Source organism: Pseudoduganella sp. R-43, assembly GCF_049913255.1.
GTDB lineage: Bacteria > Pseudomonadota > Gammaproteobacteria > Burkholderiales > Burkholderiaceae_D > Rugamonas.
In genome coordinates this window covers 207779-223717 of sequence record NZ_CP183988.1, presented here as the reverse complement: position 1 = coordinate 223717, position 15939 = coordinate 207779, and the positions used below count along the sequence as shown (strand labels likewise).

General features: G+C 61.4%; 13 protein-coding genes. 4 read left to right on the top strand and 9 right to left on the bottom strand.

What is annotated here, in order from left to right:
* Positions 1 to 13 precede the first annotated feature (13 nt).
* Complete coding sequence (locus tag ACN9M3_RS00975; RefSeq protein WP_426166685.1) at positions 14 to 568, top strand: tetratricopeptide repeat protein; 555 nt, start codon at positions 14 to 16, stop codon at positions 566 to 568.
* A gap of 12 nt (positions 569 to 580) precedes the next feature.
* Here ACN9M3_RS00975 and ACN9M3_RS00970 read toward each other — a convergent pair whose 3' ends face one another.
* The 6 genes from ACN9M3_RS00970 to ACN9M3_RS00945 all read right to left on the bottom strand — a co-directional run bounded on the left by ACN9M3_RS00970 (position 581) and on the right by ACN9M3_RS00945 (position 7149).
* Positions 581 to 1708, bottom strand: coding sequence for an acyl-CoA dehydrogenase (locus tag ACN9M3_RS00970; RefSeq protein ID WP_426319984.1), 1128 nt, complete (start codon positions 1706 to 1708; stop codon positions 581 to 583).
* A 72-nt stretch (positions 1709 to 1780) separates the two neighbouring features.
* The gene (locus ACN9M3_RS00965) at positions 1781 to 2449 is read right to left on the bottom strand and encodes an SDR family oxidoreductase (protein ID WP_426166681.1); all 669 of its coding nucleotides are present in this window, start codon (positions 2447 to 2449) and stop codon (positions 1781 to 1783) included.
* 5 nt (positions 2450 to 2454) lie between these two features.
* Positions 2455 to 3654: an acetyl-CoA C-acyltransferase gene (locus ACN9M3_RS00960; RefSeq protein ID WP_426166679.1), complete on the bottom strand. Its 1200-nt coding sequence runs from the start codon at positions 3652 to 3654 to the stop codon at positions 2455 to 2457.
* On the bottom strand, positions 3647 to 5470 hold the full coding sequence (gene aceK, locus ACN9M3_RS00955) for a bifunctional isocitrate dehydrogenase kinase/phosphatase (RefSeq protein ID WP_426319981.1): 1824 nt from the start codon (positions 5468 to 5470) through the stop codon (positions 3647 to 3649). Before aceK ends, ACN9M3_RS00960 begins: the two co-directional genes overlap by 8 nt.
* A gap of 23 nt (positions 5471 to 5493) precedes the next feature.
* Complete coding sequence (locus tag ACN9M3_RS00950; protein ID WP_426166675.1) at positions 5494 to 6678, bottom strand: isovaleryl-CoA dehydrogenase; 1185 nt, start codon at positions 6676 to 6678, stop codon at positions 5494 to 5496.
* A 66-nt stretch (positions 6679 to 6744) separates the two neighbouring features.
* Positions 6745 to 7149 carry a MerR family transcriptional regulator gene (locus ACN9M3_RS00945; protein ID WP_426166673.1) on the bottom strand — a complete coding sequence of 135 codons (405 nt, stop codon included), beginning with the start codon at positions 7147 to 7149 and terminating at the stop codon, positions 6745 to 6747.
* A 48-nt stretch (positions 7150 to 7197) separates the two neighbouring features.
* Here ACN9M3_RS00945 and ACN9M3_RS00940 point away from each other — a divergent pair, with 48 nt between their 5' ends.
* Together ACN9M3_RS00940 and ACN9M3_RS00935 are read left to right on the top strand one after the other, a co-directional pair.
* Entirely contained in the window at positions 7198 to 8262 is a 1065-nt protein-coding gene (locus tag ACN9M3_RS00940; protein ID WP_426319979.1) for an MBL fold metallo-hydrolase, read from the top strand.
* Positions 8263 to 8531: 269 nt separating this feature from the next.
* Positions 8532 to 8942, top strand: coding sequence for a hypothetical protein (locus ACN9M3_RS00935; protein WP_426166669.1), 411 nt, complete (start codon positions 8532 to 8534; stop codon positions 8940 to 8942).
* A gap of 209 nt (positions 8943 to 9151) precedes the next feature.
* On the opposite strand, the gene ACN9M3_RS00930 is transcribed toward ACN9M3_RS00935, so the two are convergent.
* The 3 genes from ACN9M3_RS00930 to ACN9M3_RS00920 all read right to left on the bottom strand — a co-directional run bounded on the left by ACN9M3_RS00930 (position 9152) and on the right by ACN9M3_RS00920 (position 12636).
* On the bottom strand, positions 9152 to 9748 hold the full coding sequence (locus tag ACN9M3_RS00930) for a UbiX family flavin prenyltransferase (RefSeq protein ID WP_426166667.1): 597 nt from the start codon (positions 9746 to 9748) through the stop codon (positions 9152 to 9154).
* A complete protein-coding gene (grxD, locus tag ACN9M3_RS00925; RefSeq protein ID WP_057265627.1) occupies positions 9741 to 10058 on the bottom strand; it encodes a Grx4 family monothiol glutaredoxin in 318 nt (105 codons plus the stop codon). Before grxD ends, ACN9M3_RS00930 begins: the two co-directional genes overlap by 8 nt.
* Before the next feature lie 229 nt (positions 10059 to 10287).
* Positions 10288 to 12636: a Tex family protein gene (locus ACN9M3_RS00920; protein WP_426319976.1), complete on the bottom strand. Its 2349-nt coding sequence runs from the start codon at positions 12634 to 12636 to the stop codon at positions 10288 to 10290.
* Positions 12637 to 12828: 192 nt separating this feature from the next.
* Between ACN9M3_RS00920 and ACN9M3_RS00915 the strand changes: the two genes are divergently transcribed.
* Positions 12829 to 15939 carry a DEAD/DEAH box helicase gene (locus tag ACN9M3_RS00915; RefSeq protein ID WP_426166662.1) on the top strand — a complete coding sequence of 1037 codons (3111 nt, stop codon included), beginning with the start codon at positions 12829 to 12831 and terminating at the stop codon, positions 15937 to 15939.

Below are 15939 nucleotides of genomic sequence, written 5' to 3'. Positions count from 1 at the left end.
AGCATATATGCACTTGAAATCCGACAAAGTGTTACAAACAGACGAAATTCGCGAAGGGCTGGCCATTTGGCATGCAACATGTAATGCTTGCCAGAACTCAAAGGGAACCGATGTGCCGAAACCGACCGCTATTATTGCCGTGCTTTCCGCTGCGTGCCTGCTTTCAACTGAAGTCATTGCGCATGATAAACAGCCCAAAAAAGCAGAGCCGCATTATGCGAATTCTGCATTCTTGTTGACTGAAGCCGAAAGGAATGAACTGGTTGGCAAAGCTAATGCCGGCGACAACAGGGCGGCCGCCCGCCTGGGCTTCTTTTATGATTTTACGACCCGCAATCGTGAAGCAGCCTACTATTGGTTCAGGAAGGCGGCATTAAATGGCCACGTGACATCCCAATATAACCTGGGCGTGCGCGTGCTGGGCACTTCGAGCCCGGATAAGTGTACCGAGGCGAAGTACTGGTTCACGATGGCGAGCCAGAACGGAATGGAGCAGGCGAAAAAGAGCCTGGACAGCCTCGGCGATTGCCCGGGTTCGCCGCAACAACCGCCGACGCGGGAGCCGTAGCTCCCGCTTGCATCACAACGCGCGGGCGATCAGCAGTTTCTGGATATCGCTCGTGCCTTCATAGATCTGGCAAACGCGCACGTCGCGGTAGATGCGTTCCACCGGGAAGTCGGCAGTGTAGCCATAGCCGCCGTGAATCTGGATCGCGTCGGAGCAGACGCGCTCCGCCATCTCGGAGGCGAACAGCTTGGCCATCGCCGCCTCTTTCAGGCACGGCTGGCCGGCGTCTTTCAGCGACGCGGCATGCCAGATCAGCTGGCGTGCGGCTTCCAGCTGCATCGCCATTTCCGACAGCTTGAACTGCACCGACTGGTGCTCGAAGATCGGCTTGCCGAACGATTCACGTTCGCGTGCGTATTTCAGCGCTGCTTCAAAGGCGGAACGCGCCATGCCGACCGATTGCGAAGCGATGCCGATACGGCCTCCTTCCAGGCCGGACAGGGCGATCTTGTATCCCTGGCCTGGCTCGCCGATCATGTTCGCTGCCGGCACGCGGCAATTCTCGAACAGGATCTGCGCGGTGTCGGAAGAATGCTGGCCCATCTTGTGCTCGATGCCAGCCACAATGTAGCCGGGCGTATTGGTCGGCACCCAGAAGGCGCTGATGCCTTTCTTGCCGGCTGCCTTGTCGGTCACGGCAAACACGATCGCCACGTCGGCATGCTTGCCGGAAGTGATGAACTGCTTGGTGCCGTTGATGACGTAGTCGCCGCCATCCAGCGTGGCGGTGGTGCGCAGGGCGGCGGCATCGCTGCCGGTGTGCGGTTCGGTCAGGGCGAAGGCGCCCAGCATCTCACCTTGCGCCAGCGGGCGCAGCCATTGCTGCTTCTGCTGTTCGTTCGCATACATCAAGCCGATGCTGCACACCGGGCAGTTGTTCACCGAAATGACGGTGGAGGTGCCGCCATCGCCGGCCGCGATTTCTTCCAGCACCAGTGCCAGCGAAACGTAATCGAGGCCCGCGCCGCCCAGTTCTTCCGGCACGGCGACGCCGAAGGCGCCTAATGCCGCCAGTTCCTTCAGTTCTTCTTTCGGGAAGTGATGTTCCTTATCCCAGCGCGCTGCGTTGGGCGCCAGGCGCTCCTGCGAAAACGCACGCAGCGCGTCGCGGATCATTTCGTGTTGTTCGTTGAGGATCATTGTTATCTTTCTGTACGGCTGGGCCCGTGTCACACTTGGGGTGTGACCCCAGGGTGTGACACGGGCTCGGCTTTACCAGCCTATTGGTGAACCGTCATAGTCTCGGTAGACGGCTTGTTCGGATGCCGGCAGTTCGGCCAGCACCTTGCGCAGTCCGCGCACGCTTTCTTCGACCGATAGCGCGGCGCCGGCGCCGCCCATGTCGGTGCGCACCCAGCCCGGGTGCAGCGCCACGCAGGTGGCGCCTTGCGGGCCGAACTGGTGCGCGGTGTCGACCAGCACGGAGTTCAGCGCGGCCTTGCTGGCGCGGTACAGCGAGCCGGATGAACCCTGGCGCTCGCTGAGGGAACCCATGCGCGACGACATCACGGCCAGTTTGCCGCGGCCCGCGCACACCAGCGGCGCGATGATCGGCAGCAGCCGCATCGCCGACAGCACGTTGATGTGCATGACGGCGTCGAAATCGGTTTGCATCGGGAAGCCGTCGCTGCGCGGGCCGTACACGCCGGCGTTCAGGATGGCGACGTCCAGCTGTTCGCCATCCAGTTTCCAGCCCAGGCCTGCTACGGCTTCCACATTCGTTACATCCAGCTTATGGGCTTCGGCACCCATCTCGGCCAGCATGGCGACATCTTCTTTCCTGCGGGCCGTGGCGATCACGCGCCAGCCGTCGGCCAGGTACTGGCGAACCAGTTCCAGGCCGATGCCGCGCGAGGCGCCGATAACGAGTGCCAGCGCCATCGTGCTTAAACCAGCTCGATGCCCATGGCAGTGGCTTCGCCGCCGCCGATACACAGTGCTGCCACGCCCTTCTTGCCGCCCTTGGCTTTCAATGCGCCGATCAGGGTGGTGATGATGCGCGCGCCGGTGGCGCCGATCGGGTGGCCCAGGGCGCAAGCACCGCCGTGCACGTTCACCTTGCTGTGCGGGATGTCCAGGTCGTGCATCGCTGCCATTGGCACGGCGGCGAAGGCTTCATTGATCTCGAACAGGTCAACGTCTCCGACTTTCCAGCCGGTCTTGGCCAGCAGCTTCTGGATCGCGCCCACTGGGGCGGTGGTGAACTGTTCCGGCACCAGGGAGTTGGTGGCGTGGCCGGTGACCTTGGCGATCACGGTGGCGCCCAGCTTCTTGGCGGTGGATTCGCGCATCATGACCAGGGCGGCAGCGCCGTCGTTGATCGAGGAGGACGAAGCGGCGGTGATGGTGCCGTCCTTGGCGAAGGCTGGCTTCAGGGCTGGGATCTTTTCGATCTTGGCTTTCAGCGGGCCTTCATCCTTGTCGATCACTACGTCACCGGCGCGGCCGGATACGGTCACCGGGGCGATTTCCCAGTTGAAGGCACCGGATGCCTGTGCCGCTTGCGCACGCTTGACGGATTCGATGGCGAAGTTGTCCTGCGCTTCGCGGGTGAACTTGTAGGCAGCCGAGCACTGTTCGGCGAAGGTGCCCATGGAGCGGCCGGCGCCGGTCTTGGCGTCGCGGGTGTAGGCGTCTTCCAGGCCGTCGTACATCATGTGGTCGAACATCATGCCGTGGCCGATGCGGTAGCCGCCGCGTGCTTTCGGAATCAGGTAAGGGGCGTTGGTCATGGATTCCATGCCGCCTGCCACGATCACTTCAGCGCTGCCGGCTGCCAGTGCGTCGTAGGCGAAGATCGCTGCCTGCATGGCGGAGCCGCACATCTTGGACAGGGTCACGGCGCCGGCCGATACCGGCAGGCCAGCCTTGATCGAAGCCTGGCGTGCTGGCGCCTGGCCCTGGCCTGCCATCAGGCAGTTGCCGAAGTAGACGTGTTCGACTGCTTCCGGCTTGATGCCTGCGCGTTCGACGGCGGCCTTGATGGCCACTGCGCCCAGGTCATTGGCGCTCAGGCTTGCGAAGTCGCTCTGGAAGGCGCCCATTGGGGTACGTGCTGCGCCGACGATTACGATTGGGTCATTCATTTTCAAAGGTCTCCAAAAGGGAAGGTGTTGCTTGCTTCGCTGCCTCGGGCAGCGAATCTCGGTTGCGGAAACGGACGTGCTGGGGATACGGGAACACGTCCTCAATGACACCACTGGCGATCAGCGCTTTTTTCCTGGCCCACCAGTGAGGCGAGAGCAGCTCGGCGTGGTGCTTCATAAAGTATTTTCGGATTTTCGCGTTACCGAGCAAGAACTTGTCGAACTGCTCGGGAAACACGTCGTGCTTTCCAATGGGGTACCACGGCTCGGCGGACATTTCGTCCTCCTCGTTGCGTGGCGCCGGAATCACACGGAAGTTGCAGTCCGTGATGTATTCAATTTCATCGTAGTCGTAGAAAACGACACGCTTGTGACGGGTGACGCCGAAATTCTTGTACAGCATGTCGCCCGGGAAGATATTCGCTGCCACCAGGTCCTTGATGGCGTTGCCATATTCGATGATGCCATGCTCCAGTGCCGCATCGTCGCCCACTTCATCGGCGTGCGACAGGAACATGTTCAGCGGCACCATGCGGCGTTCAATGTACAGGTGCTTGATCACCAGCTGATCGCCTTCTTCTTCGATCAGCGATGGTGCGAAGTGCTTCAGCTCCATCACCAGCTCTTCGCTGAAGCGGTTGCGCGGGAAGGCGACGTTGGAGTACTCCAGCGTGTCAGCCATGCGGCCCACTCGGTCGTGGTGCTTCACCAGCAGGTATTTGGACTTGATCTGCTCGCGCGTGGTTTCCTTCGGCGGCGGATAGAAGTCCTTGATCACCTTGAACACATAAGGGAAGGACGGCAGCGCGAACACCAGCATCACCAGGCCGCGGATGCCGGGCGCAATCGCGAACAGGTCGGACGAGTGCTTCAGGTGCTGCAGGTAGTCGCGGTAGAAGGCATTCTTGCCCTGCTTCTGCAGGCCGAGGATGGTGTAGATCTCGCTGCGTGGCTTGAGCGGCAGCAGGTTGCGCAGGAACTGCACGTAGGCCGACGGCACTTCCATGTCGACCAGGAAGTAGGCGCGCGTGAACGAGAACAGCAGAACGATGTCCTGCTGCTCCGTCAACACTGCATCCAGCACCAGCTGCTTGTTCTTGTTGTGCAGGATAGGCACCACGAAAGGCAGTTCGCGGCTGCCGTTGATGGCGCGGCCGACGATGTAGGCGCCCTTGTTGCGGAAGAACAGGCTCGAAAGAATCTGTATTTGCGCATTCGGTTCCAGTTCGCCGAACAGGTCGGACAGCCGTTCTTCCACCAGCGCGACATCGCGCGACAGGTTGGCGAACGGGGTGTTCAGCTGGAAGTTGGTGACGATGCGCTTGAGCGTGAAGGTCAGGCCGTCCTTGCCCGGGTAGTACACGCGGTAGGTCGGCGCTACTTCTTCCGTGTCGATGTACTCGGTCGATACGACCGGGCGCACGAAAATGAATTCGTTGTGGAAGTAGGAGCGGTGCAGGATATTGCAGCACACCGAGTTGAAGAAAGTCTCCGCCAGCTCCGGCTGCTTGTGGCCGGACAACATGCCGATGTAGTGCAGCTTGAGTTCGCGCCACACTTCATCGGTCAGCTCGGACGGATCGTATTCGTCCTCCAGCATCTGCACGCACTCCTGCACGCGCTTGTCGTAAAAGTCGATCCGTTCACGCGCCGCGACCTGGGCCACCGCCCAGTCGCCTTGCTCGAAATGCCGCTTGGCCGCCTGCGCCGCTTGCCGGAACAGGCGGTAGTGCTTGTCGAACCCCTCGCGGATGGTGCGCGCGATGTCGAACGCGATTTGCGACGACAGCAGCTTGGGGAAGGCGGCGTGGATCATGGCGGCCTTGCGGGCGGCTTCGCTTACTTGGTCTCGGCGAACAGTTCGCGGCCGATCAGCATGCGGCGGATTTCGCTGGTGCCGGCGCCGATTTCGTACAGCTTGGCGTCGCGCCACAGGCGGCCGACCGGGTACTCGTTGATGTAGCCATTGCCGCCCAAGGTCTGGATTGCTTCGCCTGCCATCCAGGTTGCCTTCTCGGCCGAGTACAGGATGGCGCCGGCGGCATCCTTGCGCAATGCGCGCACCTGCTCAGGCGAGGTGGCGCGGTCGCAGGCCTGGCCCACGGCGTAGACGTAGGCGCGGCAAGCCATCATGGTGGAGTACATGTCCGCCAGCTTGCCCTGCATCAGCTGGAATTCGCCGATCGGCTGGCCGAACTGCTTGCGGTCGTGGATGTAAGGAACCACGGCGTCCATACAGGCCGACATGATGCCCAGCGGGCCGCCGGACAGCACGGTGCGTTCGAAGTCCAGGCCGGACATCAGCACGTTGACCCCCTTGCCCAGGCCGCCCAGCACGTTCTCGGCCGGCACTTCGCAATCTTCAAACACCAGCTCGCCGGTGTGGGAGCCGCGCATGCCCAGCTTGTCCAGCTTCTGGGCGATGGAGAAGCCCTTGAAGCCCTTCTCGATCAGGAAGGCGGTCATGCCGCGCGGGCCGGCTTCCAGATCGTTCTTGGCGTACACCACCAGGGTGTCGGCGTCCGGGCCGTTGGTGATCCACATCTTGGTGCCGTTCAGCACCCAGCGGTCGCCCTTGAAGTCGGCGCGCAGCTTCATCGACACCACGTCGGAACCGGCGTTCGGCTCGGACATGGCCAGCGCACCCACGTGCTCGCCGGAGATCAGCTTCGGCAGGTATTTCTTCTTCTGTTCTTCGGTGCCGTTGCGCTTGATCTGGTTGACGCACAGGTTGGAGTGCGCGCCGTACGACAGGCCGACCGAGGCGGAAGCGCGGGAAATTTCTTCCATCGCGATGATGTGGGCCAGGTAGCCCATGTTCGAGCCGCCGTATTCTTCGCCGACGGTGATGCCCAGCAGGCCCAATTCACCCATCTTGCGCCACAGGTCCATCGGGAACTGGTCGGTGCGGTCGATTTCAGCGGCGCGCGGGGCGATTTCGGCGGCGGCGAACTGCTGTACCGCTTCGCGCAGGGCGGCGATGTCTTCGCCGTGATCAAAGGTCAGGCCTGGGAGATGGAGCATGTCTTCCTCTATTGGTGTTGGGTATTGAAGCGCAAATGATACGCCTGAGTGACGTTAACGTAAACGTCAAGTAGCCGTAGTTTGCTTTTCGGCAAGTGCTGCCAGCAGGCGCTTGCACTCTTCCTCGTGGGTGGCGATCTCTTGCAGCGACATTTCGATGTCCTCGCGCTGTTGTTCCAGCGTCTCGCGGTGCTGCGACAGCACGCCCAGGAAGCGGTTCATCTGGGCTTCGGTGTCCTTTGGCGACTCATACATGTCGACCAGGCTCTTGATTTCGCTGAGCGACAGGCCGATGCGCTTGCCGCGCAGTGTCAGTTTGAGGCGGGTGCGGTCGCGTGGGGTATACACGCGGTTGCGGCCGCCGGCACCTTCGCGCGATGGGCTCAACAGGCCCTGGTCTTCATAGAAGCGGATGGCGCGCGGGGTGATATCGAACTCACGGGCCAGTTCGGTGATGGTGTAGGTCGGCATGGCTTACAATGGATCTTCCGTTTACGTAACGTCAATCTATTGTACGCCATGAACCCGCTCGAATCCCAGCTTGACTATCCATTTGGCGACACCCTGCCGGCCAGCGGCACGGTGCTCGAAGTCGCGCCCGGCGTGGCGTGGATGCGGCTGCCGTTGCCGTTCGCGCTCGACCACATCAACCTGTGGCTGTTGCGCGAAGCCGATGGCTGGAGCGCGGTGGACTGCGGCGTGGCGCTGGACGCCAGCAGGGAAGCCTGGAATGCCGTGCTGGCCGGGCCGCTGGCTGGCCAGCCGCTGCGGCGCGTAGTGGCCACTCACTGTCACCCGGACCACGTCGGGCTCGCCGATTGGCTGTGCCAGCGCTTTGGCGTCTCGTTGTGGATGACGGCGGGCGAGTATGCCTTCGCACGCATGATGTCGGCCGGCTTGCCCGGCGTCGACGGCCCTTCGGCCGTCCCCCATTTTGAACGGCATGGCCTGGTCGACCCGGAAATGCTGGAGAAAATGCGCTCCCGGAAGAATTACTACCCCTCGCTGGTGCCTTCTGTGCCGGCTTCCTATGTGCGCCTGCATGACGGCCAGGTGATCGCGGCCGGCGACGCCACCTGGCGCGTGATCACCGGTTTCGGCCATTCGCCGGAACACGCCGCCCTCTACTGCGAACAGCTCAATGTGCTGATTTCCGGCGACATGGTCTTGCCGCGCATTTCGACCAATATGTCGGTTTTCGCGGTTGAACCCGAAGCCAACCCCTTGCAGCAATACCTCGATTCGCTCGAGCGCTTCGCCACCCTGCCGGAAGACGTGCTGGTGCTGCCCTCGCATGGCCGGCCATTCCGAGGCCTGCACACCCGCATCAAGCAGTTGCGCGATCACCACGAGGCGCGCCTGGCCGAGGTGCTGGCCGCCTGCACGGATCAGCCGCGCTCCGCGGCAGAGATAGTACCAATCATGTTCCGCCGCCCGCTGGATGCCCACCAACTCAGCTTCGCGTTGGGCGAAGCGCTGGCCCACCTTCACAAACTATGGCGGGATGGTATCGTGCGCCGGGATACCGGAGATCACGGCATCATGAAATTCATAAAGGCGCATAAAGTTACCGACGGTCTTTAATACCAGCCGACCGGTCGACAACAAAGACAGCCCCTAGGTTTGTAGTCGCCAAGCAACTTTATTTCTAAAGTTGTAACCGATTATTTGTCGTCATGACAAGTAGATTCTGCTACTTTTTACCGATTTTACCGAAAGAAATTCGGGTTGGCAGAGCGGGAAATCGTCCAGTCTGTAGCGCCAATTGTTAATTGTTGTTAACTACAATTGTCACAATTGGTCTGATGGTTCTAGAGACTGACATTCATGTTGTGACATGAAATAGTGCAACTATGAATTCTTCGAACGAACGTGAAAGCTTCAGCCAGCGACTCCAGCAGGCTTTGAAAAATGCCCACTACTCTCCGGACAGCCCAACCCGGCTGGCGAGAGAGTTCAACATCAGGTTTGAGGGCAGACCGATTACGGTCCACGCCGCCCGAAAATGGCTGGTTGGAGAGGCAATTCCGACCCAGGAAAAGCTGCGCATGATTGCGCAGTGGCTGGGCGTTCCTGCTGAATGGCTGCGCTTTGGCGGTGCCGAAATCGAGCACCATAATGGAGATTCGAACGGTAGCAACCTGAACCGGTTCGAGTCGGCTGACGTCAAATTGATCGCTGATTTGCAACGGCTGGACGACCATCACAAGCAAATTGCGCGCGAATTTATTCGCATGCTGGTGAGGGTCAACTACCAAAAGTAACAAAACGACACCATTTATCCTGCGCAAAACGGGGCAAATTGCTTTCAAAAGCACGTCCGAGTTTCACTTAGCGCGCCGGCTCCCGGCGCGCCCCGCCCAAGTGTCAAAATGATGTTTTTGATACTGCCAACATGGTGTCCTGCCATGTCACAAACGACCAGACCACTTTGTAACAAACTTGATACATTGGCCCGCAAAGGCGCATGTTTTCAAGGGTTCATGCCATTCCAGCGAGGGGCCAGATTGTGACATATGCCGAATAAGTCGATCACACGGGCCACGGTGTGGTCCACCATTTCATCGATGGATTCCGGCTGGTGGTAAAAACTTGGCAATGGCGGAAAGATAACGCCGCCCATTTCGGTGACAGCGGTCATATTGCGCAGATGCGCAAGATTGAAAGGCGTCTCGCGCACCATCAGTATCAGGCGGCGGCGCTCCTTCAGCATCACATCGGCAGCACGGGCGATCAGGTTGTCCGACAGGCCATGCGCGACGGAAGCCAGGGTTTTCATTGAACAGGGAGCGATCACCATGCCGTCGGCCTGGAAAGAGCCGCTGGCGATGGAAGCGCCGATATTGTTCTGCTTATGGACGACATGGGCCAGCGCTTCGACTTCCTTGCGCTGCAAGCCTGTTTCCTGATGGAGGGTGAGGACCGCGGCGTCGGAGATGACCAGGTGGGTCTCGACGGGACGGCCATCCTGCCCCGTCGCTTGCTTCAAATGCTGCAGCAGCCGCACGCCGTACACGGCGCCGGTAGCGCCGGTGATGGCAATGACCAGCCGCTGCGGGCGATCAGCCATTATTGTCCAGCAGGGCCTTCAGTTCGCCGGATTCATACATCTCGGACATGATGTCGGAGCCGCCGATGAACTCACCGCGCACGTACAGCTGCGGGATGGTTGGCCAGTTCGAGTATTCCTTGATGCCCTGGCGCACTTCCGGATCATCCAGTACGTTCACGGTGGCGATGTTTTCAACGCCGCAGGCTTTCAGGATCTGGATGGCACGGCCGGAGAAGCCGCACTGTGGGAACTGGGCGGTGCCCTTCATGAACAGCACGACGGGGGTGTTGGTCACGGTTTCTTTGATCCAGGTTTGTACGTCGCTCATTGCATTCTCACTGCTAAGGATTGGAATCCCGCCATTTTACCGCGAAACGGCGCCTTACTTGATGACACAGGTCATGTCCTGGCGTAATTCGGGGTCAGGTCTGTCATTCGGACAGACAGCGCTACCCTTTGATCAAAATCAATACGCGAAAGGTAGCGAAATCGCGTATTGAGCAAGATCAAATGATTGCGTTAGCTGTCCAAAAGACAGACCTGACCCCGACTTTTGTTTAGCTGCGCAGCTTGGCGAAGGCGGCGGCCATCGAGCTTTGCTGGACTGGCTCGCGCGATTGCTGCTTTTGCTGCTGGCCCATGGCGCGGCGGTCGTTGCGGTCGCTACGCTGCTCTGGGCGGGAGCCGGCGACGGGCGCGCTGTCGGACAGGCGCATGGTCAGGGCAATACGCTTGCGCTTCACGTCCACCTCCAGTACCTTGACCTTCACCACCTGCCCGGCTTTCACCACCGTGTGGGGGTCTTTGACGAAGGTGTTCGACAGGGCGGAAATGTGAACCAGGCCGTCCTGGTGCACACCGATATCGACGAAGGCGCCGAAGGCGGCCACATTGGTCACTACGCCTTCCAGGATCATGTCCGGACGCAGGTCGCTGATCTCTTCCACGCCTTCCTTGAAGGTGGCGGTGGTGAATTCAGGGCGCGGGTCGCGGCCCGGCTTTTCCAGTTCCTTGATGATGTCGGTCACGGTCGGCACGCCGAACTTGTCGTCGGCATATTTGGCCGGGGACAGCGCTTTCAGCAACTTGCTTTCGCCGATCACGCCGCGCACGTCTTTCTGGATGTCGGCCAGGATCTTCTCGACCACCGGGTATGACTCAGGGTGCACTGCCGACGCGTCCAGCGGGTTCTCTCCGCCCATTACGCGCAGGAAGCCGGCTGCCTGCTCGAAGGTCTTGTCGCCCAGTCGCGGCACGTTCTTCAGCGCTGCACGGGAGGCGAATGCGCCCTTCATGTCGCGGTAGCTGACGATGCTTTGCGCTACGCTGGCGGACAGGCCGGAGACGCGTGCCAGCAGCGGCGCCGAGGCGGTATTCACGTCGACGCCCACCGCATTCACGCAGTCCTCTACGACTGCGTCCAGCGAGCGCGCCAATTGGGTCTGCGATACGTCGTGCTGGTACTGGCCGACGCCGATCGATTTCGGGTCGATCTTCACCAGCTCGGCCAGCGGGTCTTGCAGGCGGCGCGCGATCGAGACGGCACCGCGCAGCGACACGTCCAGCTCCGGCAGTTCGCGCGAGGCGTATTCGGAGGCCGAGTACACCGATGCGCCGGCTTCTGAGACCACGATCTTGGTCAGCTTCAGCTCCGGACATTGCTTGATCAGGTCTTGCGCCAGCTTGTCGGTTTCGCGCGAGGCGGTGCCGTTGCCGATCGAGACCAGCTGCACGCCGTGCTTGGCGGCCAGTCGCGACAAGGTGTGCAGCGAGCCGTGCCAGTCGTTGCGCGGCTGGTGTGGATAAATGGTGGCGGTATCCACAACCTTGCCGGTGGCGTCGACTACGGCGACTTTCACGCCGGTGCGCAGGCCTGGGTCCAGGCCCATGGTGGCGCGCGGGCCGGCCGGGGCGGCCAGCAACAAAGCTTTCAAATTGGTAGCAAACACGTTGATGGCGTCCAGTTCGGCTTTTTCGCGCAGGGCGCCCATCAGTTCGGTTTCCAGGTGCATGAAGGATTTCACGCGCCAGGTCCAGCGCACGGTGTCGGCCAGCCATTTGTCGGCGGGGCGGCCGGCTTGCTTGATGCCGAAACGGGCCGAAATGCGGCTTTCGCAGGGGTTATGCGGGGCGTCCCACTTCGGCTTTTCCTCTTCCGAATCGAGACGCAGGGTGACGTCCAGCATGCCTTCCCGGCGTCCGCGCAACAGTGCCAAGGCGCGATGCGACGGTACGGCGGCCAGCGGCTCGGAATAATCGAAGTAATCGGCGAACTTTTCGCCCTCTTCTTGCTTTCCCTCAACAACTTTCGATTCAACTACGCCATGCTCTTGGACATATTCGCGCAGCGATTGCAGCAGGGTGGCGTCTTCCGCGAAGCGTTCCATCAGGATCTGGCGGGCGCCATCGAGGGCGGCCTTGGCGTCGGCCACGCCAGGATTCTTGCCGTCGGCGGTCTCGAAGGCTTCGCGCATGTAACCGGCGGCCTGTTCCTCGGGATTCAGGGTCGGGTCGGCCAGCAGGGCGTCGGCCAGCGGGGCCAGGCCCGCTTCGATGGCGATCTGGGCCTTGGTGCGGCGTTTTTGCTTGTAAGGGAGGTAAAGGTCTTCCAGCCGGGTCTTGTCCTCTGCGTGCATGACCGCATCTAGCAGCTCCGGCGTCATCTTGCCTTGCTCGGTAATCGAGTTGACGATCGCTTCACGGCGTTCTTCCAGCTCGCGCAGGTAGCGCAGGCGCTCTTCGAGATTGCGCAGCTGGGTGTCGTCCAGGCCGCCGGTCGCTTCCTTGCGGTAGCGGGCGATAAACGGGACGGTGGCGCCTTCGTCCAGCAGGGCGATGGCGGCGGCGACCTGGGCCGGCTTGGCGGCCAGTTCGAGGGCAAGGCGTTGTTCGATAGAAGGCAGCATGACGGTATTCCAAACTGTGAAGGCCGAAATCATACAACACGGGCCCGGGAATCGATTATTATTAATTAGTCAATGTTGTCCGTCTAACTTGTAGTTGCACTAAGTTAGGATTTTCACAAACACGAAAACGTGGAAGGCGGATAATATTGCATGTTGCTGTTTTTGAACCGCTGATTTAAAAGAATGCGCCCAATGGATATTACCCGCGACGAAGCCCGCGAAACTCCAGTCGCACCGGCTCCCGCACCAGCTGCTCCGCCCAACCAGCTTCCCTATGCTGTGGCGACATGGTTGCAGAGGGTGGATGCAGCCGCGCATCCCAAGCCAAAACTGGCCCCGGTCGAAATCGACCCGAAACAGACCAACTACAAACTGATTTATGTGCTGGCGCCGACCAGCGGCGGGCGCCATGTCGCGCTCTGCCTGTACAAGGCGCGCCTGAAACCGAACGGGGACGTGGCTGCGGCCACCCCGGTCAGCGAAGTGTTTTCCCTGCTCTCCGCTCCGCCAGCATTCCTGGCGCCGGGCGATGAAGACCTGGTCCGCTTCTTCGTGGCCATGCGCAGCGGGCCCAATTCCCAGACCGGCAGCGCCACTGAGCCGCGCGGCAAGATCGGCGCGGCGCTGCTGCAAATGTTGTCCGAACAGGACAAGCTGCTGTGGGCGAACTCCTGGTCCGACGTGGGCAACGGCCTGGTCTATCCGATGAAGGCTGGCGACAAGCGCAATGCCAGCCTGGCCTGGCGCGAGGAAGGCAAGGGCCTGCGCCTTGGCTGGCAGGTCGACGTGCAGGAAGGGGCCCGGCACCATGGCGCCGACCAGATCGACTACATGCTGCCGACCGAACCGCCATGGTATATCGACAACCTGTCGACCGGCGTGCTGCAGCTGAACCAGGGTGGCACCACCATTCCGCTGGCTGACCTGCAGGCCTTGGTGGCGCAGGCGCCGCTGCTGATGCCGAACGATAAGATGCGGGTATCGCAGCTGCTGCTGGCGCACGGCCTGCAGCAATTGATGCCGTTGCCACAGCCGCTGCCCCAGCGCGTGCGCACCGACGTCAAGCCGCGGCCTATCCTGGTGCTCGATTCGGCGCAACTGGCCGACGGCACCCTGCAGCGCTGGAATGACTATGCCGTGCTGTCGTATGACTACGACGGCGAGCGCGTGTCCTTCGATCCTTCGCAGCGTGTGGTGCGCCAGCGCGGCGAAGTGACTGAGATCATCCAGCGTGACGAGGCTGCCGAGGCGGCCGCGCTGGAAACACTGACCCAGCTGGGCTTCAAGAAACCGACCGCGCTGCCGCTGTCCAGCGTGCGCGGCGGCCTGTTGCTGGCCAACCAGGCCGACTGGATCCGCTTCGCCGAATCCGGCATCGATGAATTGCTGGCTGCCGGCTGGCGCGTCGAGAAATCGCCGAAGTACCGCTACGATATGGTGGCGGTCGACGACTGGTACGCCGAAGTCGAGGAAGAAACCACCGAGAATGGCAATGCCTGGTTCGACCTGGAACTCGGCATCACCGTCAATGGCGAGCGCGTGCCGCTGCTGCCGGTGCTGGTGCAGATGATCCGCAATTTCCCGAACGACTTCAGCCCGAAAGCGCTGGCTGTGCATGGCGACTCGGACCAGATGCTGGCCGCGCTGCCGGACGGTACGCGCGTGGCCCTGCCATGGAACCGCCTGCGCCCTATCCTGGCGACGATCGGCGAGCTCTACTTCAGCGAAAAGATCCGCCATTCGGTGCGCATGTCCTCGCTGGATGCGGCGCGCCTGGACGAGCTGGCGCGCAATGTCGACTTCCAGTGGACCGGCGGCGAAGAGCTGCGTGAAATGGGCCGCAAGCTCAACCAGTTCTCCTCGGTCAAGCGTGTGCCGACCCCGGCCGGCCTGCAAGCGACCCTGCGCGATTACCAGACCGACGGCCTGAGCTGGATGCAGTTCCTGCGCGAATACAATTTCGGCGGCATCCTGGCCGACGACATGGGTCTGGGCAAGACGGTGCAAACTATCGCCCACATCCTGGTGGAGAAAGAAGCCGGCCGCCTGGATCATCCAGCCCTGGTCATCGCGCCCACCAGCCTGATGAACAACTGGCAGGATGAAGCCGCCCGCTTCGCGCCTGGCCTGAAAGTGCTGCTGTTGCAGGGCAAGGACCGCGCCGAGCTGTTCGACGAGATCCCGAAAGTCGACCTGGTGCTGACCACCTACGCCCTGCTGCCGCGCGACGAGGAAAAGCTGCGCGAGCATGATTTCCACCTGGTGATCCTGGACGAATCGCACTACATCAAGAACACCCGATCGAAGGCCGCCCAGAGCGCGGGCCTGCTGCGTGCGCGCCACCGCCTGTGCCTGTCCGGCACGCCGCTGGAAAACCACCTCGGCGAGCTGTGGTCGCAATTCCACTTCCTGTTGCCGGGCTTGCTGGGCGACGAGAAGACCTTCAACAGCAACTTCCGCCACCCGATCGAGCGCCAGGATGATCCGCAGCGCCGCCAGTTGCTGAACCGCCGCATCAAGCCTTTCCTGGTGCGCCGTACCAAGGACAGCGTGGCCAAGGAACTGCCGCCGAAGACCGAGATGGTGCGCAAGGTGGAGCTCAGCGGCGCGCAGCGCGACCTGTACGAAACTGTGCGCCTGGCCATGGACCAGAAAGTGCGCGAGGAGATCGATCGCAAGGGCGTGGCGCGCTCGCAGATCGTGATCCTGGAAGCGCTGCTCAAGCTGCGCCAGGTCTGCTGCGATCCGCGCCTGGTGAAGACTACCAAGAAAGCCGCCTCCGCTGGTTCGGCCAAGCTGATCGACCTGATGCAGATGGTGGAAGACCTGCTGGAAGAGAAGCGCAAGATCCTGGTGTTCTCGCAATTCACTTCGATGCTGGAACTGATCGAGGAAGAACTGGAAGCACGCGACATTCCGTACGCCATCCTGACCGGAGAAACCCGCGACCGCGGCGCCCAGGTGGCTGCCTTCCAGCAAGGCGCGGTGCCGATTTTCCTGATTTCGCTGAAGGCCGGCGGCGTGGGCCTGAACCTGACTGCAGCCGACACCGTGATCCATTACGATCCGTGGTGGAATCCTGCCGCCGAAAACCAGGCCACCGACCGCGCCTGGCGTATCGGCCAGGACAAGCCGGTGTTCGTGTACAAGCTGATCGCCAAGGGCACGCTGGAAGAAAAGATCCAGCTGCTGCAGCAGAAGAAATCGGACCTGGCGCAATCCGTGCTGGCCGAAGGCGAATCGCAGAAGATGGCCTTGACCCAGGAAGACCTGCAACAGATCTTCGCACCGTTACAGGATTGA